Source organism: Pseudoalteromonas sp. SR43-3 (assembly GCF_014163875.1).
GTDB lineage: Bacteria > Pseudomonadota > Gammaproteobacteria > Enterobacterales > Alteromonadaceae > Pseudoalteromonas > Pseudoalteromonas distincta.
The window spans coordinates 1-21,828 of sequence record NZ_JACJEC010000003.1 but is presented as its reverse complement, the minus strand read 5'-3'; the positions used below and the strand labels follow the sequence as shown (position 1 = coordinate 21,828).

The window sequence follows — 21,828 nt, the reverse complement described above, 5'->3', positions numbered from 1 at the left end:
ATAAATTAACAATCGTCCGTGAAAAGTTCAACCTTAGGTGGTGTTATTTTCACTGGTCCAGTAGATGCCGTTGCTTCAGTGTACTCAATACGACATTCATCATCTGTAGCTGGTGTCCCTGTTGCAGTGTAACTATTAGGGTAAATAGTAACTTTTGGTACACTACCAGCATTAGTCGGGCCGTTAGTACCATTAGCCGTTACTACAAGGTTAAAGTCTGCCAAATCAGCTCCAGTACCATCGAAATCCACATCCAAAAATGCTTCAAATGCAGCCTCTGTTGCAGCTGGATAGCCATACACAATAGCAACATTTCCTGTATCAACTGCAACAATTTCTGTGTCTTCCTTTTGCGTGCTAGCAATAATAGCCTTACCATTCACAATATTCATACCACTGCGAATAGAGCCTTGTAAGCCTTCAAGTGTTGAAGCATTTGCATCACCTTGCAAGTTTAAAAAACGAGGTGCTGCAGTAACAGCTAAAATGCCTAAAATAACAATTACGATGATCAATTCAACAAGTGTAAAACCTGCTTGTTTATTCATTGGTAAACTTTTTAACGATTGCGTTTTCATAAGTAAGCCTCTTTTTAATTACTTAATTTTTAAATATTTTTACTTTGCCTGTTTTAGCAAAATATGAAAAACCTGTTAACCCTAATATTTCACCCGTATTGGTAGGTATATTTTTAATATCAAGGGTATGAGTTAAATAATAGACGCATTGCGTACTTTCTGCATTGTACCTAACTAAAAAACTTACACTTTTTATTCTTGATATTTCATTACTTAACGTACTACTGGGTGCATCTTGTAAAATTACATTTAAAACTTGGCGACATTTATTAGCATTTATAGCTTCTGCACGAGTATCTTTTTTTTCTGTTTCATCACTTGTTGGTGTACCTAACATTCCATCAACACCAACTATTACACCTCCATAATTAACAAATGTTTTGTTTGACCTACTATTTGGTCTTCCTTCTAATTCCCATTGACCCCTAACCATGCCAACGGCCGATGAAAAACTACCTGCTATAGCGTCAACGCTTGCATTATGCGCTTGATTTTTAATACCTATATATTGAGGTATAGCAAAGCTCAAAATTACTGCCAGTAAAATCACAACAATAACTAACTCAAATAATGAGAAACCTTTTGAGTAAGCCTTTGATGCAATCACTTGGTTAATTACCTTTAATCGCGGACATCATGTTCCACATCGGCATAAAAATACCCAACGCTAAAATCAGCACCATAATGGCAACAAACACAGTTAAAATAGGTTCTATTTTTGCAGTTAAGCTCCGTAAGTCGTAATCAACTTCACGCTCATAATAATCAGCAGCCTCTTGTAAGAGCTCATCAACCCGGCCCGTTTCTTCACCTACCGCCACCATCTGTAATACAAGCTGAGAAAACAGCTGAGAACTTTTTGAGGCTCTGAGTAAACTATCGCCCTTTTCTATATCTTGGCGCATAGTAATAATCGCTTTTTCCATATAGCTGTTATCTACGGCATGCGCTGTTAGTGATAAACCAGTGGTCATAGGCACACCGGAGCGCAATACCATAGCTAAACTTTGACTGTAGCGCGCAAGCAATGTCCGTTTTAAAATATCCCCAATAAATGGAATTTTTAATTTATATTGATCCCACTTAAAGCGTCCAGGCTCTGTATTTAAATAACGCCTCCAAGCAAAAACAGAACCAATAACCATCACCAATAATAACCACCAGTAGTTAACAAAAAAGCTGCTAGTGCCAATTAATATTTGAGTCATTAATGGCAATTCGGCATCAAATTTTTCGAACATACTGGCAAAGGTAGGAATAACAAAAATATTCAAAATAATCATAGCCGCTACTAGAGCCAAAATAACAAAAGTAGGGTAGCGCATAGCTGCTTTTATACGCTTTCGGGTTTCTTGTTCTTTTTCAAAATAAATAGCGAGTTGATAAAAAGCATCCTCTAATCGACCAGAACCTTCACCAACCATAACCATTGACACGGTTAAACGGCTAAACACCAAGTTATGCATAGCCATTGCACTGGATAAGTCGCGACCTTGCTCAAGCTGCCTAGTAACTTCCATCAATACATTTTTAAATTCTTTATTTTGTGTTGTATCTGCCAGCCCAATCATTGCCCGTATAATTGGAATACCTGCTTTCAATAGCGAATACATTTGCCTAGAAAACATAATCATGTCGTCTAGCGTTATTTTTTCGACAAATAAGTTATCAAAAATTTTAATATTATTTTTCGTTTCAACTAAAGAAATTGATATTGGTATAAATTGACGCTTCATTAAACTATCAGCTACGCCAGCTTGGTTACTCGCTTCTAATTGGCCTTTAACCAACATACCTTTGCTGTCTTTAGCTTTGTAGCTATATAGTTGCATCAATATCCCCTACTATTTCTGGGATATATTCAGCCACTTTAAATACTTCATCTAAAGAGGTAACACCTTGCTTGGCGTAGTTTAATGCCATTGTTGAGAGCGGCGAAAAATTCGCGCTATTTTTAGCGGCTTTTGCAAAACCTTGCGTGTCGTTAACTCGTAATGCATCCATCATTGCATCATCCATTTCGAGCAACTCAAAAATACCTACACGCCCTTTATAACCACTATGGTTACATGCTGTGCAACCTTGCCCTTTAGAGAATTGAGCTTCAGTAACATCTTCGCCTAAATATTTTAGCCAGCTTATTTCTTGATGATCTGGCAAGTACGGTACTCTACAGTCATTACATACTCGCCTTACTAATCGTTGAGCAATAATCGCGCGCAGTGAACTTGCGACTAAGTAAGCCGGTGCACCCATGTCGATTAAGCGCATAGCGCTGGTAATTGCATCATTGGTATGTAACGTTGATAGTACGAGGTGGCCTGTTAAAGCGGCCCTTAATCCAATATCTACGGTTTCTTGGTCACGCATTTCGCCAACCATTATAATGTCAGGATCTTGCCTTAGAGCGGTCCGTAAAATACTGGCAAAACTTAGCCCTATTTTATTATTTATTTGTACCTGGTTAATACGGCCAATACGATACTCAACGGGATCCTCTACAGTAATAATTTTACTTTCTTGTTGGTTTAACTCACTTAATGCACCATAAAGTGTGGTTGTTTTACCCGAGCCTGTTGGCCCAGTAACTAAAACCATGCCATGTGGACGTTTTATAATGCTGCGCACACGTTTTAATATGTGTGCCGGCATGCCTGTTTCATCTAACGATAATAATCCTGCAGATTGATCAAGCAAACGCATTACAACTGATTCACCATGCTGAACCGGCATGGTAGATAGGCGTACATCAATACTATGACTGCGCACTTTTATATTAAACCGGCCATCTTGAGGGAGGCGTTTTTCAGATATATCTAATCCCGACATAAGCTTTAAACGTAGCACTAGTGCCGATGCTATTTTTACTTGGTTAAGAGTGTGCTCTTGTAATATGCCATCTACACGTTGACGAATGCGAAGCAAACCTTCATCTGGCTCAATGTGAATATCAGATGCGCGAACTTGCACAGCATCTTCAAATATTGATTGCAGTAGCTTTACAACGGTTGCATCAGATGTTTCATCACCTAAAGAGTTTAAATCAAACTCTTCTACGTCTTGATATTCTTCATGGAGTTGTGCTGCAAAGTTAGTAATTTCATCTGTACGACGATATACGTTGTCAAACGCAGCCATTATTTGACTTTCTTGTACAACAGCTAAATCTATTCGTTTAGGAGCAAGCATAGTTGCAAGTTGATCAAGCCCCCTTAGATCAGCAGGATCGCTCATCCCGACCAAAACAGAGTCACCATTGTCTTCAATTACTAGTGCTCTGTAACGACGCGCATATACCTCAGATAAAAGCTTAGATACATCAGCTGATATTTTTCGCTGTGATATATCTAAAAAAGGTACCTGTAATTGCTGCGCTAAAAAGCGTAATAATTGTGGTTCACTAATAAACTCAAGTGTAATAAGCGTCGAACCTAATTTACGACCCGTCGCAGCTTGAACGTTTAGCGCTTGGCTTAGTTGCGCTTCGGTGATCATGTGCTCATGAACAAGTAAGTCCCCTAAGCGCATTTTTAAACTAGGTCTCATACGGCCTCCTTTAGCGCAACTAAACGCTGTAATGCATGCTGCGTCATAGCAGTATTTAATCCACCTAAATCTAGAGCCACTTTGTAAAGCTGTTTAGCATCGAGGTACTCTCCTAATGCATCTTTTGAAGTTGCAAGTGCCAGCCACCACTTAGCTTGACTAGGCTGTAGTTGTGTAAGATGTTTAAAGCTTTCAAGTGCTTTATGGTGCTTACTCGCACTTTGCGCAGCAGTACCTTGTAGCACCCAAAAATCAAGATTCGCCTGGGATTCAAATTCATCACTTAAAAGCAGTAATACTCCTTCATACTGTTGTTGCATAATGAGTATTTTGCTTAGCATTACACGCCATTCAAGTACGTTAGGGTTTTGGCGAATACCTGATTGCAAAACCTGTTGCGCAGAATTTATATCTTGTTGTTTAAAGTAAGTTGCAGCTAGTAAATTTCGAGCCTCTACGTGTAAAGGCGATTGCGCTAAAATAATATTTAAATCACTAATGGCTTCGTTGTATAAGCCAAACTGTATTGCTTGTTTAGCTGCGGCTAATTGCTCAATCAATAAAGCCTGTGGCGACTTAGCTTCTGCCACGCTTTTAGTCATAGTATTTTGAGACTTAGTTTTAATCATTGGAGTAATTTTTGGTTTGCTGACATTAGCTTCGCTAGTTACCAGTACATTATCTTTAACTAGTGCAGGGCTTTGCTTAACCTCGGCAATTACAACTGGCTCAGCCGTTGGTTGAGAAACCAGTAATGTTGCTTCTCTCAACTTGGATTCAGCTAAATCATTCACTTCTGGTTTTATTTGCTCAACTTGCACAACCGTTTTCACAACATCTTGCTCAACTAAAGGTTCTACATTGCTTTTTTCATCTTGATAATCAGATAAATTAGAGCTTAGAACCGCGACTATCTTTTGCTGTGGTAACACAGACTCACGTTGAGTCTCTTTTTTGTCGGCGGTCGGTAAATATAGGTATGCTAAAAAAATGACACTTAGCATAATAAGTAAAATTACGGCTTTAAATGCAATATTTTTTACATCATATATCGGCTTTAAACTTATACCTTCTTGAGTACTTACTTGTTTAGCTTCTCGTTGCTCAATATTTTTAAGCATATTATTTATAACGCTCATAACCACTGCCTCCATACCCATATGGCAGCAATAGCTAAAACACTAAACATTAAAGCACTGTAGCTCCAATATTGTCCGGTTCGATACTTTGCGCAGTCTTCGGTATCTTTTATGGCAAGTTGAATATGGCGATTTGTTATTGTATTTAACCCTTCACCGTAAGCTTGTAATAGTGCTTTGTGGCATAAAATATTAACTAATCTAGGAATTCCACGGCTAGCTCTAGCAATTTTGAGCCCCATACTATTATTAAATAAAGGAGGCCTATTAAACCCTGCAACTTGTAAGCGGTGATTAATATAATAAACAACCTCAGCGCCAGTCATCGCCCGTAATTTATACGAAAAACTGATACGTTGGCGTAATTGCCTTACTTTGTTGTTTGCCAGCTTTTCATCAAGTTCAGGTTGCCCAAATAACACAACTTGAATTAGTTTTTCGCTTTCTGTTTCTAAGTTTGTAAATAATCTCAGCGCCTCTAGAGTCTCCCAACTCAAGCATTGCGCCTCATCTATCAAAAGCACTACACGCTCATTATCTTCTTGTAAGTCAAGTAGGTGATGATTTATAAGCTGCCCTAGTGCTTGCTGATCTAATGCTTTATCTACATCCATACCCAGCTCAATGGCAATCGCCCATCTAAGCTCTTCTGGGCTTAAATAAGAGTTAGGTAAATAAGCCACAATGTAATCTGGCTCAAGTTGGTTTAATAGCTTTCTACAAAGTAGCGTTTTACCAGTCCCAACTTCACCAGTGACTTTAATAAACCCTTCACCCATTTCAATAGCTGTTGTTAACACTTGCATCGCTTCATGGTGCGGTTCAAGTGCACAAAAAAACTCTGTGTTAGGGGTTAACGTGAAAGGCATTTCACTTAAATTAAAAAAGCTTAAATACATAGTTAGTTTTCATACCATGTTTTTAAAAGCTGACGGCTTTCACCTTGTTGTTTTTTCCAAGTATCTGGCATAACAACCGTTGGTTTGATTAGAATAATCAGTTCTTTTTTCTCTTGGCGTTTACGAATACTTTTAAATAAATTGCCAAATAGTGGGATATCCCCCAACACGGGGGTTTTTGATTCTTCATCCTGTGTTGATGTTTGCATCAAACCACCAATAACCACTATTTCGCCACTTTGAGCGCGAATAACAGTATCTGATTCTCGAATGTTACTTTGTGCTAGAGGCAACTCAAACCGTTGATCGTCTAATGTAATTACTTTTAGCTGCTCTTCTGTTTCAGTTACTGAAGGGTGAACATGCAAAATAACTGAGCCGTACTTGTCAATTTGCGGCGTTACATCAAGGGCAATACCAGAAAAGAACGGCGTTAAATCAATTTCAGGCGAGGTCGTTGTAGCAGTACCCGTTACCGTCGTACTTGATACATTAGTAACAAAATATTCGTCTTGCCCTACTTTTATAACTGCTTTTTGATTGTTTGTAGCGGTAACTCGAGGGTTAGATAGCATTTGCACATCACCTTGCGTTTCAAGCAAATTAATAACCCCGTTAAAGTCTCCTTTTTGAATGGTTAGCGATGACGCTCCACCAATTGCGGCTGAAATACTATTACTAATAGTAGAACCCGCTGTTGTAGCAAACGAAATACCGCCTTCTAAACCACTCGCTATACGCTCCCAGTTAACTCCCTGTTGGTACTCATCTTTTAAAGTTACTTCTATTATTTTTGCTTCTAGAATAACTTGGCGTTGCAGGTTTTCTTGGCTTTGACGCAAAAACTCTTTGAGCTGACTAATTTCGCTTGGTAATGCATTTACGGTTACCAAACTAGCTTGTGGGCTTGCAACAACATAGCGCCCATCGCTTGCGCCAATTAAAGACTTAAGGGCGACTTCTAATTCTTTCCAAAAATCATTTTTATTAATTGTTTGGATTCGAGAACCGTTTAAATCTAAGCTTTGATTATCGCCGCCAAACTCATTATTTTGCTGGTTACTACTACCTGAACTTGAACCACTCGAACTACTGCCACTTTGTGCAAATTGACTAACCCCACCAGCAACAACACTCACTGTAGACTGACCATGGCGCTGCATCATTAAATAATTTACAGGTATTGTTTCTGTGCGCATTTTGGCTGGCAGTACTTGTACTATTCGTCCTTCATTAACAATATCTAAAGGATACATACGCTTAATAACTGCAATGACTTCATTAAAAGTAACGCTTTTAAGATTTAAACTAATTGTGCCATTTACCTCGGGATGCACAGCAACACTAAAAGGCGTATCGTCTGTTAAGCCTGCAAAAAAGGCGCCTATTTCAACGTCATTAGCGGCTACATCAAAACGCTTTATAGATAAATCATCACTTATAGTTTGCTCATTATTTATTGATGATAGTAGGCTTTGGGTAAGCTCACTCGGCATCTGTAAAGGCGCAATCGCTTTAGCTTCTACAGGTTTTTCAGCCAGCTCTTGTTCTATATGAGTTTTAACTTCTTTACCAGGCTTAAAGCTATGGCAAGCCGTCAAAAATGTAGGCAATAATAGGAGAACAAGCCACGGGTAAGATAAATTATTTTTTAATTTCATAGTCATATAATTCTAATTTTATTTGTTTATCGTCATTTGCTAGCACAACCTGTTTTGAGTTTATGCTTAGCACCCGAAAATCGTCTACAGCATCACCCACTCGATAAATATGGCCAGAAATAATAGCCTTAAATGCTGTACTGTTTTTAATAATAGATTGCAATTTAAGTTCTGTGTTTTGAGTTACACTCTTGTTGTTATTTACATACATATTTGGTTGAGTAGGATCGCGTAATTGCGCTAATGCACTGGGTGCGAAAGTGAACAAAAGTAATAAAAAACATAAATTATAATGCGATAAATTTTTCATTAGCGCTCACTGTAGCAATTTGTAAAGTTAATTCAGCTTGTGGGTACGTTAGTACCTGATAACTAAACTCTTGTATTAATAATTTTTCTTGATTATTTTTTAATGCTGCTAAATATTTTTGTAAGCTAAAATAACTACCTTCCAAAGTAACCACCATTTGATGCTCAAAAAATAGTGTTTGCGTATCATGCTCACCCAGTTTTTCAACATCTATAGCCTGTGCAGGCTTTACATTAAAGCTACTAACTCTCACATCGCTACTATCTACGAGTAAATCTTTTAAAACAGCAGGTACATTTTTAGCCGCTACAAAGCCTTGGCTAAAACTATTAAGTTGATTATTTATTTCAGCTAATTCATCTCTGGTTTGTGCAATTTGACTGCGTAAAACCTTAGTGTAGTCGTAGTTTAGTGCTTGATTTAACATGGAGAGTTGCGCATTTATCTGCTGTAACTCCTGCAATGCTGCATTTTGTTCAGAGCGAATATGAGCAACTTCATCTTGCTGTGGAAAAATAACAAACCACAGACCGAGGTAAATCACCATGAATAAGCCTACAAATACAGTGGAATATTTCTCACGCTTTTGCAGCGATGCAAATTGAGCTCGATACTTTGCCCAAATAGGCCAACCTTTGTCTTTCTTGTTGTTCATGGTTTAACGCCTTCATCAGCAAGGTCGGTCGCCACATTAAATTCACTCAGACCATCTTTTGTTGACAGTTCTAAAACTGAAAATTCTTTATCAATAAAAAAAGGTGACTGCTTTAAATTATTAAACCACATAGGTAAAAATTTTGACTGCGATACTTGCCCTTCAAACGTGACACTTTGCCCTACAAATTTAATATGGGTAAGCCAGATATTAGGCTCGTGATACTTGGCTAAATCTTGCATAACCTGCGCATAGTCGGTTGCGGATTGATCTGAGCTTTGCTCTAAATAACTAAATATTTGCTGCTTATGCAAAACCTCTTGCTGAAGTGTTTTTAGTTCATTAATAAAGATTGTTTTATTTTGCTTCTCTGCTAGCTGCTGTTTTACAACTTCTAACTGAGCTTTTCCTTGTTTGAGATATTCCTTTTTTTGTTCTAAATCAAGCTCACTTGAATAAGTTTTATAACTGTAAAAAGCCCACGTGATTGCAATAATTAATAGCGCACCTAACCACAACGTAATCATTCCAGACAAAGGGACTGGGTCTCGGCGTACTCGTAAGGTTTTTTGATAAAAATTAATCCGGGTTTTCATAGCACAGACTCCGGATCTGTTAATTGATAGGCTGCCCCGAGCGCATAATAAAAGTTTGGCTCTAATTGCTGCGCTAATTCTAAGTTAGGCGCAAAATCTACAACTTTTACTTGTAAAAACTCTGCAAGACCGGCTCTAAGAGTTAATGAAGATAAATCATCGCACTGTAGCTGTATGCTGCGAATTGGCGGTTGCTTGAGCTGGCTTTCAAAAAAGTCCATCGAACGCTGAATTTCTAATCCTAACGCTTCTACCAATTCTTGATTTTGATCCTTATCTGAAATACCTAAAAAACCATTTAATCGCCTAGCTAATACTAATTGTCCATCACGAATAATTAAGATTCGAGGTTCATGATTAGCATGCTGCACAATCAGCATATGCGCCTCTTTATATGAGCCAAACAAGGTAACCAGAATCATTTCTTCAGAGGTCATTGCACGCAAAACAGGTTTGGTTTGTTCAAAACTGTCTATAAACGGAAGTAGTTGCAGCTTATTAGTAATAAACACATTCATTTTGCTGCTTTGCATCGGTAGCGTTATTGGATAATCGATAAAATCAGCAACAATATTTTCAGGGGCTATATCAACTAAATCTTTTGTAGTCCAAGGGAGCGACTGAATGATTTCTTCATCACTAAGGTTTGGTTTATCCATTTGCACTATTTGATAAAAGTAATGCGGTATAACTAAATTAACCGCACAAATGTCTGTAGAAACTTGATTTGTGCAAGCAACAATAGCAGCGGTATAATCGGCTTGTTCAGATACGTTGACACTATGTGAGCTGTGAACTATCCATTGGTCTCGTTGTTTTTTTAAACATACCGCGTTAACAGTATCTGCATAAGCAGCAACACCTATAGCTGTATTAGGATCCAAACTACGATTCAACCAAGAAAACAGCTTTTCTTTCATATAGCTACTATTGTTAATGATGTATTAACCAAGTGTCGTACATTTTATTTACTTTGCCAAGTTGAAAACTAATAAATATGCATAAATCATTTGAAACTAAAGAAAATAACTATATTCAGCAAATAGATACAACGTTTCTAAAAAAGAGAAATATTTGTTTAGGTATAAAACGTGACGATCTACTACATCCGCTAATAAGTGGTAACAAATGGCGTAAATTAAAATACAATTTAGCGTATATGCAAAAGATAAATAAAACAGAGCTTCTGACTTTTGGTGGTGCGTTTTCAAACCATATTCACGCCTGCGCAGCCGCAGGAAAAGAATTTAATATAAAAACTCACGCGATTATTCGCGGACCAGAGCTTGATAACAACAACCCAACAATCCAATTTGCAAAACATTGTGGTATGAACCTACATGTTGTTAATCGTATAGAGTATCGAAAACGCCAAGACAGCGATTACCTTAATGCTTTGCAAGAGCGTTTTCCAAACGCTTATATCATCCCTGAAGGTGGTACAAATGAACATGCTTTATTAGGGTGTCAAGAGTTAGTACAAAGCTTACCCGAACATAGCTACTTAGTTTGTCCTACAGGTAGTGGTGGCACGCTTGCTGGACTAATAGAAGGCAGTGCTTCAACAACACAAGTTATTGGTATAGCGGTATTAAAACAAGCTGAATATTTAAATGAAGAAATAAAAAAGCTGAGCGCTAAAGCTAATAACCAAACTAACTGGCAGTTACTCACAGAGTTTCATGATGGGGGTTATGGTAAGTTTTCACCTGAGTTATGGCAGTTTTGCCAAGATATGAGTCACACTTATAATCTGCCACTTGAGCCTATTTATAGCGGAAAAATGATGTATGCATTGTGGCAGCTTATTGAGCAAGATTATTTCCCATCTGGGAGTAAAATTATTGCTGTTCATACTGGGGGGCTTCAAGGCTTAAATGGGCTTAAATATAGAGGGTTAATCTAGACCTTAATTAAATACCGCTTGCGTAAACTCTTGAAGTGGCTCTGAAAAGTAAAAACCTTGAGCTCCTACCACTCCCAATTTGGTAAGCGTAAGTAGCTCTTTTTGAGTCTCTACGCCCACCGCGTATACGGGTAGATTTAAAAGACTAGCGGCTTCGACTATCCTTTTTATTTTCTTTTGACTTTGAGTTTTTTCATCTAATAAATGAACCAGTTCGTAAGATAACTTAAGCCCACATACTTGGTTATAATCAACTAGCATGGCTACTTTCTCACTGCTTTTTACATTATCAATCACAATATGTGAATGCCCATTTTTAATAACATTGAGTGCATTAGTTATCGACTCTCTATGAGTAAAAAATTCTGCCTCACTTATTTCAAATTGTAATTTAGTATTTAACTTAAGCTCTGCCATTTGATTGGCTAACCACTCCCAAAATACAGTATTAAACCAATTTTTAGGGTGTAGATTTACACTAACTGTTAAAGCCGAAGACTCACTGAGCATTAGCTTTTTGACTTGTGTTATTACAGCTTTATCTAATATTAAAGCGTCTTGATCACTATAAACCTGCTTAATAAAATAACGAGCTGCCAGTAAACCAAGTTGGCTATGCCTAACCCGAATAAGAGCTTCATGCTGCAGGATATCTCCACTAGAGAGTTCAAATACAGGCTGAAAGAATAATATAAATTTATTCTTTTTAATGTTTTCTATAACCTGTTTGCTAGAGAGGTGTTTTTCTTGGCAGTGATTTAACGTTAAACGGTGGCAATGCTGCAATAGGCTGCTTTGTGATAGCGCGAGTGCTGATTTTGCTAGCTTATAAACCGCCACTTGATCAGCGCCTAATTGATAATCACACGCACCTATTTTAATATTTTTATGAGTAATATTTTTTTGATGATTTTGACATATTAAAAACACATTTTTATGAAGCTTTTCAACGTAGCTATTCAACTCGCTAATAGAAATGTTTGGTAAGGTAACCGCTAAGTAATTAGAGTTTAGTATTTTTACCGACACACCTTTAAGTTCGGCTAATTTTTTAGTAATTAAGACTTTAAAATTGGCTTCTATATCCGTTTTTTTATCATAGCTACAATCACACTCAATAAGTAAAAATAAGTTATGTGATGCAGTATTAACTCCATACAAAGAACTTAAATCACATTTTTTTGCCAGTTCGATTAGTTGAGTATTTTTATGCCTTTGTTGAATAATTTTAGTCGGCTGTATAACTGTATTTTTAAGCATTACTTTACGGTTGACTTTTAACAGGCTCCACCAGCGATAAGACCAATTAGCAGCGCCTAATATAATCAGATTCAAAAATATAAATAAGTAGCTTTGTGTTACCCACACTGGATAGTGATAAAGGCTCAAACTTAACGTTTTAAAAGTAAAAACTTCGCGTTCTAAATTTACTAAGTTCCTAAAGTGATCTGAAGAATTTTGCACCTCCAACTTAAAGCCTTCATTTTTAGCTAATGCGACCAACACTTCATTATTTATAGAGGGAGATAAATTTAATTCATAAACGCGTTTAACAAACTGCTGCCCAGAAACATGTGCTTTTTGATGTAATGCATCATTTAAAATGAAATTAAAACTAATAAGTATCACCAAAAACAAAACAAAAGAGATACCTTTGAAGTACTTTAAAAGCCAGAGTTTACTCTTTTGCATAGCCTGCCACTCGTTAAATTATTAACTAAAGTGTTGTTCAATATCTATAGAAGTACAAGGCTATAAACTAAGTTTAAACGTTTATTAATAGTGCTAAACAAAAAACACTCAGATAAACGAGAACTTACACAAACAAACAAACAAACAACTATGCCCTTTATTTTATAAATAGATTAAATTGAATCCTCAAGCTTAAGCGAGTTTTGTTTGTACTATGCGCAGCGAAGCTGTGTGCTTTGTTTATAGTGCCCAACTCACTAACTTCTGACATTGATAATTCAACCTTTGCTGAAATAAACATATGGGAAAAGGATGTATGAGATTTCATATAGCAACCGGTGAGGAAAATTCTATTTTATGAATTATCTTTTTAAGTTATCCAAAATAGGCTCAAGCCAACGGACGATATTACGATAGGTACTTAACATGGATAATTATTAAATCACTTTAACGGCTCAGTTATTTAAACAGCGGATTATAGTTTCACGTAGATTTTTAGCTTTAATAGGCTTTGCAACATGGGCGTTCATGCCAATGGATAAGTATCGTGTAATATCATCTTTCATAACATTAGCTGTTAAAGCAATTATTGGAATATTTGCGATTGCTTTATCGCTATCGTTACGAATAATTTTACTTGCCTCAACCCCATCCATAATAGGCATATGAATATCCATCAAAATAATATCGTACGATTGGGATTTCACGGCTTGAATACATTCTAGTCCATTGTCGACCAAATAAATTTGAGCATCTGCATTTTCTAGTATGTTTGTAACTATTAGTTTATTGATCGAGTTATCTTCCACAACTAATATTTTGATACCTGCTAACGGCTTTTCACTTACAGTATTTCCTACAGGCACTTCATTCAGAGAGCCTACTACTTTACTTTCAATCGCCTCATACAAAACACTCGTGTATACAGGTTTCTGCAAAATAGTTTTTATACTTACTTTTTTGGCTCCATTATTTAGTAAACTTTCGTCACTCATTATAAGCACAATAGTGTTGGCATAAAGTTGAGGGTTAATATTAAAAATGCGTATTAAAAAAGTTTCGCTACTCATTGATGGCATTGCCCAGTCGACAATAATAACTTTAAATTTCTCTTTATTGTGTTCAATAATATCAATAGCTTGTTTAGCAGATTGACAGGCCGTACATGCTAGCCCCATAGCCGTTAGCTGATTTTCAATTACCTTAAGATCATCTTCATTATCATCTACAATTAGTACTTCAAACGCATCAGTAAAAGTTAGGTTAGGAGTATCATCAATTAACGCTTGGTTATTCAGTTTCACCTTAATTGAAGCTATAAATTCACTACCTACACCTTGAGTGCTTTTTACCGTTATATCTCCCCCCATCGATTGGCATAAACGCTTACTTATAGTTAAGCCTAAACCTGTGCCGCCAAACTTCCTAGTTGTAGAGCTGTCAGCTTGAGTAAAAGATTCAAATAAATCGGCAAGGCTTTGCTCGGCAATGCCAATACCTGAATCTTTAACAGTAAAATACAAACAAACACTCTTAGGATCGGCTAATGATCTTTTTGATTCTATTAATACCGATACAAAGCCCTGTGAAGTAAATTTAATTGCGTTAGAGCATAAATTTAGCAGTACTTGGTTTATTCGAACTACATCACCAATTAAATTAAGTTTGACCTCTTCACCAATGACAATATCAAATGTGATCCCTTTGCTTTGAGCTAGCTCATCAAAAGTTGCTTTGATGTAGTCAACAACCGAATTTACAGAAAAAGGAAATTCTTCAAGGTTAATGTTTCCAGACTCAATTTTTGAAAAATCTAAAATATCGTTAATAACTACAAGGAGTTGATCTGAAGAATATTTAATTTTATTTAAATAATGCTCATATTCCCCAGGCAAACCTTTTTCTAGCAAAATGTTGGTTAAGCCAATAATCCCACTCATAGGCGTTCTAATTTCATGACTCATATTTGCTAAAAATTCAGACTTAGCGGATGTCAGCTTTTCGGCCTCATCTTTGGCTTGCAACAGTTCTTCAGTACGCTGATCAACGCGAGACTCTAATCTTTGCTTTTCTTCATCAAGCTCTTTTAAAAGTTGGATGCGGCGTTGATTTAAAAACAATACGAAAACTAAAAAGCTGCTAAGAATACAGATAATTACAGTAGCGCTGTAAATCAATGTTTTATTTTGCTCAAAATAGGTTGGCTCGTAATAAGATATAATCGACTTTTCTGGCAAGCTTTGTGAAGCTATATCGAACTTGTTTAATTGACGCCAATCGTAAGTATAAACACTTAGTTCTTCACCACTGATTGCACTTAGGCTTTTATTTTCATTGTATAAAATTATCGAATCGGCAATACGTGCGCCTATTTTTTCACCCGACAACACATACCCACCAACAACACCTGAACCTAATAGTACCTCCCAATAACTAAAAACGGGCGCTGAACTTGCTTCAGCTAATCGCTCTACTAGCTGATAAGGGCTAAGAGATTTATTATCGTAATACCTGAAAATGGGTGTAAACAATATAATTGAATCATCTGGCGCATTTTTTATTCTAGTGAGTAGCTCTGGCATTGAAAGATCAAACCACTTTTCTACGTCTAAATACGAAAAGTCACGGTTAATAACCGAAAATAGCCCTCGATAAAAGCTCATCCCAATATCATTTTTTGTATCTAATATAACGATTAATTTTTTAGGCTTCATTAAATTAACAGCGCTTGCTGTTGCTTGCGCGTAGTCTAATTTAGCTTGGATCACTGCTCCATTGGTGCTTTCAGGTAAACTAAATTGAGCGCCTGGTTCTAAATATATTCTTGGAGCATTTATAAAAAAATCATCTAATTGCGATAAAAGTACAGCTGCAGAAGGCGACTGAGTAACAATGATATCTATGTGCTTATTTTTATATTTTTGCTTAAGGTAGTCCTTCATTAACTGTTTTTGATTTGCTTCATCAAAGCGGTTTACATCCATATTTTCAACGAAGAGTTCATAACTAAAAGAACGTTCTATAAGTTTTTTACGCAGTCCAGAATCAACACTTTTGTGCCAAGGCATATCTTGGTTTGTTGAATTTATAAATAAAACATGAGTAACATTTGAAGAAGATTGAGCGTTTGAAATTGGACTCAAAAATAGAAAAACAAGAAATAAAAATAAGATATTAGTTTTCATGTTTCTCATTGTGTAATTAAGGTAAAAGTCTTTTAATGGTAAGTGTTAACGATATATATATCAATTAAAGACAATGTAAATTTCACCATAATTTAACATGCTTACTAATACTATTTCATTTTATTGCTTAATGACGATATTCATTGATAGTTCTTGGGTGCCCTCACTAAACAACCCGTATAAAAAAGCCCCGTATGAACGGGGCTTTTCTGTAATAAATCTTTCAATAAAAAGTGATTTATATTTACACTTTTAATTTATACGTTTCCTAAAACGGGATATCATCGTCAAAATCAATGGTCGGTTCCATTGGGTTTGATGCACCACCTTGCGGGGCGTTTTGCGGTTTAGGAGCGAAGCCACCTTGCTGTTGTGGGGCACTTTTTTGCTGTGGTGCATAACCACCTTGCGGCTGATATTGATTACTTTGCTGCTGTGGTGCTGGAGCCGGTTTTGGTTGTGCTGCTGGTGCGGCTTGTTGCTGTGGATTATAGCCACCTTGCTGTGCGCCTTGACCTTGGTTATTTTGACCGTAACCACCACTTTGTTGACCACCTTGCGGCTGATGACCTTGGTAACCACCACCTTGTTGGCCGCCTTGATAACCACCGCTTTGCTGATCGCCACCGCGTGCGCCAAGCATTTGCATTTGACCTGTAAATCCGTCAACTACAATTTCAGTTGTGTATTTTTCTTGGCCTTGTTGATCGGTCCACTTACGTGTTTGAAGTTTACCTTCAACATAAATTTGTGAACCTTTACGACAATATTCACCAACAATTTCAGCTAATTTGCCAAAGAATACAACACGATGCCACTCAGTTTTATCAACCATTTGGCCAGTGTTTTTATCTTTATAGCTATCCGAAGTTGCTAAGGTAATATTTGCTACACCGTTACCGTTAGGCATATAACGAACTTCAGGATCTTGCCCTAAATTACCAACCAAAATTACTTTGTTCACACCGCGTGCCATGGAACCATCTCCTATAAATGTTAGATTAAACCAGCGACTTTACGCGCTTGGTCTAGGTCAAATTCTTTATCATTAATCTTTAAATAGCTGCGACTTTCATCGCGAACCACAGTTGCTTCTATTACGCCAGGTAAAGCAACTAACTGAGAAGCAAGCGTTTGAGCATGCTCTTCAGAATCTAATTTGGTCATTAAACTAATAACTTTACTTTTGGGTGGGACTTGCATTTTCCACGCAATAATAAGCCATATTAACCCAACAAGTGCCGCTGCCGCAAACACAGCTTGCGTCGTTGTCGTTTGTGCTACATAACCACCTAACATACCGCCTAAAAAGGCGCCTAAAAACTGACTAGATGAGTAGCCACCCATTGCTGAACCTTTTTGGCTTGCAGGTGCTATTCGCGATACAAGCGCAGGCATAGTGGCCTCTAAAAAGTTAAACGCCACAAAATAAAGCAGCATACACACAGCAATGCCTACTACACTATTAACCCATACCGACATTGCTAACATACTAATAGTTAACAAGGCTACTGAGCCAATAAATGCTTGTTTTTCTTTCTCTTTTTTAATGGCCACAATCATTATTGGTAGCATTAATAAGAATGCTAAAAATAGCACTGGAATATATAAATACCAGTGATGGTCTGCAACCAAGCCATCTTTAATTAACTGACTCGGCAGTACGACAAATATAGTGGTTAGTGTTAAATGCAGTAGCAACACACCAGCATTTAATCGTGCTAACTGTGGATGTTTAATTAGTTTTTTAATATCACTAAAGCTTGCTAATGTATCACCTTTGGGTGCTTTATTTACCGCCTTTGGCACTAGCATGGTCACTATAAATATACCAAAGACTGCTAAAATAGCAGTCAACCAAAATACACCAGCAATACCCCACGAAGCGGCGACAATTGGCCCAAGTAACATAGCAAAGGCAAAGCTCATTCCTATGCTCATACCAATAACGGCCATTACTTTTGGTCGTTGCTCATCGCGGCTTAAATCTGAAGCAAACGCGAGTAGCGCACTGGCTATTGCGCCCATACCTTGTAAAGCACGGCCTACGGTAACCATTTGGATAGAGTCAGCTAATGCAGCAACTACAGAGCCAATAGCAAATACAACTAAGCCACCAACAATAACCTTTTTACGACCAATCTTATCGGATAATCGACCCATAGGTATTTGTAGTACAGCTTGCGTTAAACCATACGCACCAATGGCAAAACCAATCCAAATAGGCGAAAAACCTTCAAGCGATTGTCCATAAATAGCCAATACAGGCATCAGCATAAACAAGCCGAGCATTCTAAATGCAAACACACTCGCCAGTGATACAGCGGCGCGTTTTTCTCGTGAATTAAGTGAAGATGCGGTCATTATCTGCGTGATCTTACTCTATGAAAAATTGAGGTTGGGATTCTACCATAAGCTTGGCAATAATTAATCGCCTATAAGTAAGGATTTTTCATTGATCAAGGATTAATATTGCTTCGTATTATGCGATACTGAGTAAATAATTTTGGTAACAAACGAGATAGCATGGAAAACATTGAAGTCCGAGGCGCCCGAACGCACAATTTAAAAGACATCAGCCTAACCATCCCACGTGATAAATTAATAGTTATTACGGGTCTATCTGGTTCGGGGAAGTCATCACTTGCATTTGATACGCTTTATGCAGAAGGACAACGCCGATATGTTGAATCACTCTCTGCGTACGCAAGACAATTTTTATCGCTCATGGAAAAGCCTGATGTGGATCACATCGAAGGCCTCTCTCCTGCCATTTCTATTGAGCAAAAGTCAACGTCTCATAACCCGCGTTCAACCGTAGGTACTATTACCGAAATTTACGATTACTTACGACTTATGTTTGCCCGCGTTGGCGAACCACGATGTCCTACACATGATTTACCACTTGCTGCGCAAACCGTTAGCCAAATGGTAGATACTGTTTTGGCTCTACCTGAGGGCAGTAAATTAATGCTGCTTGCGCCAATAGTAAAAGAGCGTAAAGGTGAGCATGTTAAGTTATTAGAACAGCTATCTAGCCAAGGTTACATTCGCGCCCGTATAGACGGTGAAGTATGTGACTTGTCTGACCCACCAACGCTTGAGCTTCATAAAAAACATACAATAGAAGTTGTTGTAGACAGATTTAAAGTAAAAGATGGCTTACAACAACGCTTAGCAGAATCGTTCGAAACTGCACTTGAAATGTCTAATGGTGTTGCACATGTAGCATACATGGACGATAGCAGCGCTGAAGAGATTCTATTTTCAGCAAATTTTGCCTGCCCTACTTGTGGCTATGCAATGACTGAACTTGAGCCGCGTTTGTTTTCGTTTAATAACCCAGCTGGTGCTTGTCAAACCTGTGATGGCTTAGGTATACGCCAATATTTTGATCCTAATCGCGTAGTGCATAACCCAGAGTTAAGCCTTGCTGGCGGTGCAATTAAAGGCTGGGATAAACGCAGCTTTTATTACTATCAAATGCTGCAAGCGGTTGCAGATCATTACAATTTTGATTTAGACGTGCCTTATCAAGATTTAGACAGCGAATCGAAAAAAATTATTTTAGATGGCTCTGGTAGCACTAAAATTGCGTTTAATTACCGTAACGACCGTGGCGATTTAATTACGCGTAACCATGAGTTTGAAGGCGTTTTAAATAACATGAATCGCCGCTACCGCGAGACCGAGTCAAACTCTGTACGCGAAGAACTTGCTAAATACCAAACAAGCCAAGCGTGTCCTAGCTGTCATGGCTCACGCTTACGCGAAGAATCTCGAAATGTATTTATTGGACAAACCAACTTACCTGCAATCACATGCATGAGTATTGGTGAAGCCATGGAATTTTTTGAAGGTTTAGAGTTAACCGGACAAAAAGGCCAAATAGCTGAAAAAATATTAAAAGAAATTAGCGACCGCTTATCGTTTTTAATTAACGTTGGCCTAAATTATTTATCACTTGAACGTAGCGCCGATACATTATCAGGTGGTGAGGCTCAACGTATCCGCTTAGCCAGTCAAATTGGTGCCGGTCTTGTAGGTGTAATGTACGTACTAGATGAGCCATCTATTGGATTACATCAACGCGATAACGACCGTTTATTACAAACATTGGTCCATTTGCGCGACTTAGGTAACACCGTTATTGTGGTAGAGCACGATGAAGATGCTATTCGTGCGGCAGATCATATTATTGATATTGGCCCAGGTGCGGGTGTTCATGGTGGGCATATTATTGCTCAAGGTACGCGCGACGATATTTTAGCAAGCAAAGAGTCTGTTACGGGCCAATTTTTATCAGGCGTACGTAAAATAGAAATACCAAAAGAGCGTCACCCAACGAACGACAAATGGCTAGAGCTATTTGGCGCAACGGGTAATAACCTTAAAAATGTGGATTTAAAAATCCCATTTGGTTTAATGACCTGTGTGACAGGTGTATCGGGCTCAGGTAAATCAACGCTAATAAACGATACTTTATTTAAACTTGCTCATACAGAGCTAAATGGCGCAACCACTGCCGAAGCGGCACCGTATAAATCAATTAGCGGTTTAGATCATTTTGATAAAGTGATCGATATTGATCAAAGCCCAATTGGTCGTACTCCTCGTTCAAATCCGGCAACCTACACAGGTATATTTACCGGTATTCGTGAGTTATTTGCAGGCACACAAGAAGCGCGCTCACGTGGCTACAAAGTAGGTCGCTTTAGCTTTAACGTTAAAGGCGGACGCTGTGAAGCGTGCCAAGGTGACGGCTTAATTAAAGTTGAAATGCACTTTTTACCTGATGTGTATGTACCGTGTGATGTATGTAAGAGCAAACGCTATAACCGCGAAACGCTCGAAGTCCAATACAAAGGTAAAAACATACACCAAGTACTTGAGATGACTGTTGAAGACGCGCATGAGTATTTTGACAAAATACCGGCTATTGCCCGCAAGCTTAAAACCTTAATGGACGTTGGTTTATCGTATGTCCGCTTAGGTCAAGCCGCTACCACGCTTTCAGGTGGTGAGGCGCAACGTGTAAAACTAGCACGCGAGCTATCAAAGCGTGATACTGGTAAAACACTCTACATATTAGATGAGCCTACAACAGGCTTACACTTTGCTGATATTGAACAGCTGCTTGTTGTATTACATCGCCTGCGCGATCACGGTAACACCATTGTGGTTATTGAGCACAACCTCGATGTTATTAAAACAGCAGATTGGGTTATTGATTTAGGACCTGAAGGCGGAGCTGGCGGTGGTGAAATACTCATTGCAGGCACGCCTGAAGAAGTAGCCGAATGTGAGCGTTCGCATACTGGGCATTACTTAAAACCTCTATTAAATAAATAGAGGTTTTACTTACTCACCATAAGTAAAGGTTGTGTTAAGTACTCTAGAATTATAAAGTGGCGAGAAAATCAGCTTCTATATAAAGTATAATTATACTAATCAGTATTATATAAAAAATGCCGCTAACAAGCTGTCTCTTGATCACAAGTCTGACTCAAGAGATTTTGCTAAATCGTAGCCTTCCAGGATGGCTTGTAACTTAAGCCATCCTTGCCATAACACTTTCACAGATGCACGCCCTGTGCGCTTGGTATCTTTCCAGCCTCCTAACTTTGCCAGTTCCTGATACGCCCATGACATATTTGGAGC

Annotated in this window: 17 protein-coding genes and 1 pseudogene; 2 read left to right on the top strand and 16 right to left on the bottom strand. The window is 37.9% G+C overall.

Annotated elements, in window-relative coordinates; genetic code table 11:
• Positions 1–5: 5 nt before the first annotated feature.
• From H5088_RS04625 to H5088_RS04575, 11 genes are read right to left on the bottom strand one after another with little or no spacing between them, the layout of a single operon-like run.
• Positions 6–578: a prepilin-type N-terminal cleavage/methylation domain-containing protein gene (locus H5088_RS04625; protein WP_182752295.1), complete on the bottom strand. Its 573-nt coding sequence runs from the start codon at positions 576–578 to the stop codon at positions 6–8.
• Between the two features lie 22 nt (positions 579–600).
• A complete protein-coding gene (locus tag H5088_RS04620) occupies positions 601–1,185 on the bottom strand; it encodes a prepilin-type N-terminal cleavage/methylation domain-containing protein (protein ID WP_182752294.1) in 585 nt (194 codons plus the stop codon).
• A gap of 4 nt (positions 1,186–1,189) precedes the next feature.
• On the bottom strand, positions 1,190–2,410 hold the full coding sequence (locus H5088_RS04615; protein WP_182752293.1) for a type II secretion system F family protein: 1,221 nt from the start codon (positions 2,408–2,410) through the stop codon (positions 1,190–1,192).
• Positions 2,397–4,124 (bottom strand): GspE/PulE family protein, encoded by a 1,728-nt coding sequence (locus tag H5088_RS04610; RefSeq protein WP_182752292.1) that lies wholly within the window; start codon positions 4,122–4,124, stop codon positions 2,397–2,399. Before H5088_RS04610 ends, H5088_RS04615 begins: the two co-directional genes overlap by 14 nt.
• Positions 4,121–5,263: a tetratricopeptide repeat protein gene (locus tag H5088_RS04605; protein WP_182752291.1), complete on the bottom strand. Its 1,143-nt coding sequence runs from the start codon at positions 5,261–5,263 to the stop codon at positions 4,121–4,123. Before H5088_RS04605 ends, H5088_RS04610 begins: the two co-directional genes overlap by 4 nt.
• The gene (locus H5088_RS04600; protein WP_182752290.1) at positions 5,260–6,162 is read right to left on the bottom strand and encodes an ExeA family protein; all 903 of its coding nucleotides are present in this window, start codon (positions 6,160–6,162) and stop codon (positions 5,260–5,262) included. The genes H5088_RS04605 and H5088_RS04600 overlap by 4 nt, the downstream gene beginning before the upstream one ends.
• Before the next feature lie 2 nt (positions 6,163–6,164).
• Positions 6,165–7,823 carry a pilus (MSHA type) biogenesis protein MshL gene (gene mshL / locus H5088_RS04595; protein WP_182752289.1) on the bottom strand — a complete coding sequence of 553 codons (1,659 nt, stop codon included), beginning with the start codon at positions 7,821–7,823 and terminating at the stop codon, positions 6,165–6,167.
• Positions 7,807–8,133, bottom strand: a complete 327-nt coding sequence (locus tag H5088_RS04590) for an agglutinin biogenesis protein MshK (RefSeq protein ID WP_024594540.1) — start codon at positions 8,131–8,133, stop codon at positions 7,807–7,809. The genes mshL and H5088_RS04590 overlap by 17 nt, the downstream gene beginning before the upstream one ends.
• Positions 8,111–8,788, bottom strand: a complete 678-nt coding sequence (locus H5088_RS04585) for an agglutinin biogenesis protein MshJ (RefSeq protein ID WP_182752288.1) — start codon at positions 8,786–8,788, stop codon at positions 8,111–8,113. Before H5088_RS04585 ends, H5088_RS04590 begins: the two co-directional genes overlap by 23 nt.
• The gene (locus H5088_RS04580; protein WP_259398083.1) at positions 8,785–9,384 is read right to left on the bottom strand and encodes a PilN domain-containing protein; all 600 of its coding nucleotides are present in this window, start codon (positions 9,382–9,384) and stop codon (positions 8,785–8,787) included. The genes H5088_RS04585 and H5088_RS04580 overlap by 4 nt, the downstream gene beginning before the upstream one ends.
• Positions 9,381–10,304, bottom strand: coding sequence for an MSHA biogenesis protein MshI (locus H5088_RS04575; RefSeq protein ID WP_182752287.1), 924 nt, complete (start codon positions 10,302–10,304; stop codon positions 9,381–9,383). Before H5088_RS04575 ends, H5088_RS04580 begins: the two co-directional genes overlap by 4 nt.
• A gap of 77 nt (positions 10,305–10,381) precedes the next feature.
• Here H5088_RS04575 and H5088_RS04570 point away from each other — a divergent pair, with 77 nt between their 5' ends.
• On the top strand, positions 10,382–11,290 hold the full coding sequence (locus H5088_RS04570; protein ID WP_182752286.1) for a 1-aminocyclopropane-1-carboxylate deaminase/D-cysteine desulfhydrase: 909 nt from the start codon (positions 10,382–10,384) through the stop codon (positions 11,288–11,290).
• A gap of 3 nt (positions 11,291–11,293) precedes the next feature.
• Here H5088_RS04570 and H5088_RS04565 read toward each other — a convergent pair whose 3' ends face one another.
• The 4 genes from H5088_RS04565 to H5088_RS04550 all read right to left on the bottom strand — a co-directional run bounded on the left by H5088_RS04565 (position 11,294) and on the right by H5088_RS04550 (position 18,531).
• Complete coding sequence (locus H5088_RS04565; protein WP_182752285.1) at positions 11,294–12,982, bottom strand: EAL domain-containing protein; 1,689 nt, start codon at positions 12,980–12,982, stop codon at positions 11,294–11,296.
• A gap of 455 nt (positions 12,983–13,437) precedes the next feature.
• A complete protein-coding gene (locus H5088_RS04560) occupies positions 13,438–16,167 on the bottom strand; it encodes a response regulator (protein WP_182752284.1) in 2,730 nt (909 codons plus the stop codon).
• A gap of 268 nt (positions 16,168–16,435) precedes the next feature.
• Positions 16,436–17,143, bottom strand: coding sequence for a single-stranded DNA-binding protein (ssb, locus tag H5088_RS04555; protein ID WP_182752283.1), 708 nt, complete (start codon positions 17,141–17,143; stop codon positions 16,436–16,438).
• 20 nt (positions 17,144–17,163) lie between these two features.
• Positions 17,164–18,531 carry an MFS transporter gene (locus H5088_RS04550; RefSeq protein ID WP_182752282.1) on the bottom strand — a complete coding sequence of 456 codons (1,368 nt, stop codon included), beginning with the start codon at positions 18,529–18,531 and terminating at the stop codon, positions 17,164–17,166.
• Positions 18,532–18,693: 162 nt separating this feature from the next.
• Between H5088_RS04550 and uvrA the strand changes: the two genes are divergently transcribed.
• Positions 18,694–21,519, top strand: a complete 2,826-nt coding sequence (gene uvrA, locus H5088_RS04545; RefSeq protein WP_182752281.1) for an excinuclease ABC subunit UvrA — start codon at positions 18,694–18,696, stop codon at positions 21,517–21,519.
• 141 nt (positions 21,520–21,660) lie between these two features.
• Here the strand turns inward: uvrA and H5088_RS04540 are convergent.
• Positions 21,661–21,828 (bottom strand): annotated as a pseudogene (locus H5088_RS04540) (IS4 family transposase); the annotation flags it as partial.

Excerpts from the sequence above, each read along its gene's own strand:
- H5088_RS04605 (WP_182752291.1), bottom strand. The coding sequence starts at position 5,263 with ATGAGCGTTATAAATAATATGCTTAAAAATATTGAGCAACGAGAAGCT.
- H5088_RS04585 (WP_182752288.1), bottom strand. The coding sequence starts at position 8,788 with ATGAACAACAAGAAAGACAAAGGTTGGCCTATTTGGGCAAAGTATCGA.
- H5088_RS04615 (WP_182752293.1), bottom strand. The coding sequence starts at position 2,410 with ATGCAACTATATAGCTACAAAGCTAAAGACAGCAAAGGTATGTTGGTT.
- H5088_RS04570 (WP_182752286.1), top strand. The coding sequence starts at position 10,382 with ATGCATAAATCATTTGAAACTAAAGAAAATAACTATATTCAGCAAATA.
- H5088_RS04565 (WP_182752285.1), bottom strand. The coding sequence starts at position 12,982 with ATGCAAAAGAGTAAACTCTGGCTTTTAAAGTACTTCAAAGGTATCTCT.
- H5088_RS04610 (WP_182752292.1), bottom strand. The coding sequence starts at position 4,124 with ATGAGACCTAGTTTAAAAATGCGCTTAGGGGACTTACTTGTTCATGAG.
- H5088_RS04580 (WP_259398083.1), bottom strand. The coding sequence starts at position 9,384 with ATGAAAACCCGGATTAATTTTTATCAAAAAACCTTACGAGTACGCCGA.
- uvrA (WP_182752281.1), top strand. The coding sequence starts at position 18,694 with ATGGAAAACATTGAAGTCCGAGGCGCCCGAACGCACAATTTAAAAGAC.
- H5088_RS04575 (WP_182752287.1), bottom strand. The coding sequence starts at position 10,304 with ATGAAAGAAAAGCTGTTTTCTTGGTTGAATCGTAGTTTGGATCCTAAT.
- H5088_RS04560 (WP_182752284.1), bottom strand. The coding sequence starts at position 16,167 with ATGAAAACTAATATCTTATTTTTATTTCTTGTTTTTCTATTTTTGAGT.
- H5088_RS04625 (WP_182752295.1), bottom strand. The coding sequence starts at position 578 with ATGAAAACGCAATCGTTAAAAAGTTTACCAATGAATAAACAAGCAGGT.
- H5088_RS04600 (WP_182752290.1), bottom strand. The coding sequence starts at position 6,162 with ATGTATTTAAGCTTTTTTAATTTAAGTGAAATGCCTTTCACGTTAACC.
- ssb (WP_182752283.1), bottom strand. The coding sequence starts at position 17,143 with ATGGCACGCGGTGTGAACAAAGTAATTTTGGTTGGTAATTTAGGGCAA.
- mshL (WP_182752289.1), bottom strand. The coding sequence starts at position 7,823 with ATGAAATTAAAAAATAATTTATCTTACCCGTGGCTTGTTCTCCTATTA.
- H5088_RS04550 (WP_182752282.1), bottom strand. The coding sequence starts at position 18,531 with ATGACCGCATCTTCACTTAATTCACGAGAAAAACGCGCCGCTGTATCA.
- H5088_RS04590 (WP_024594540.1), bottom strand. The coding sequence starts at position 8,133 with ATGAAAAATTTATCGCATTATAATTTATGTTTTTTATTACTTTTGTTC.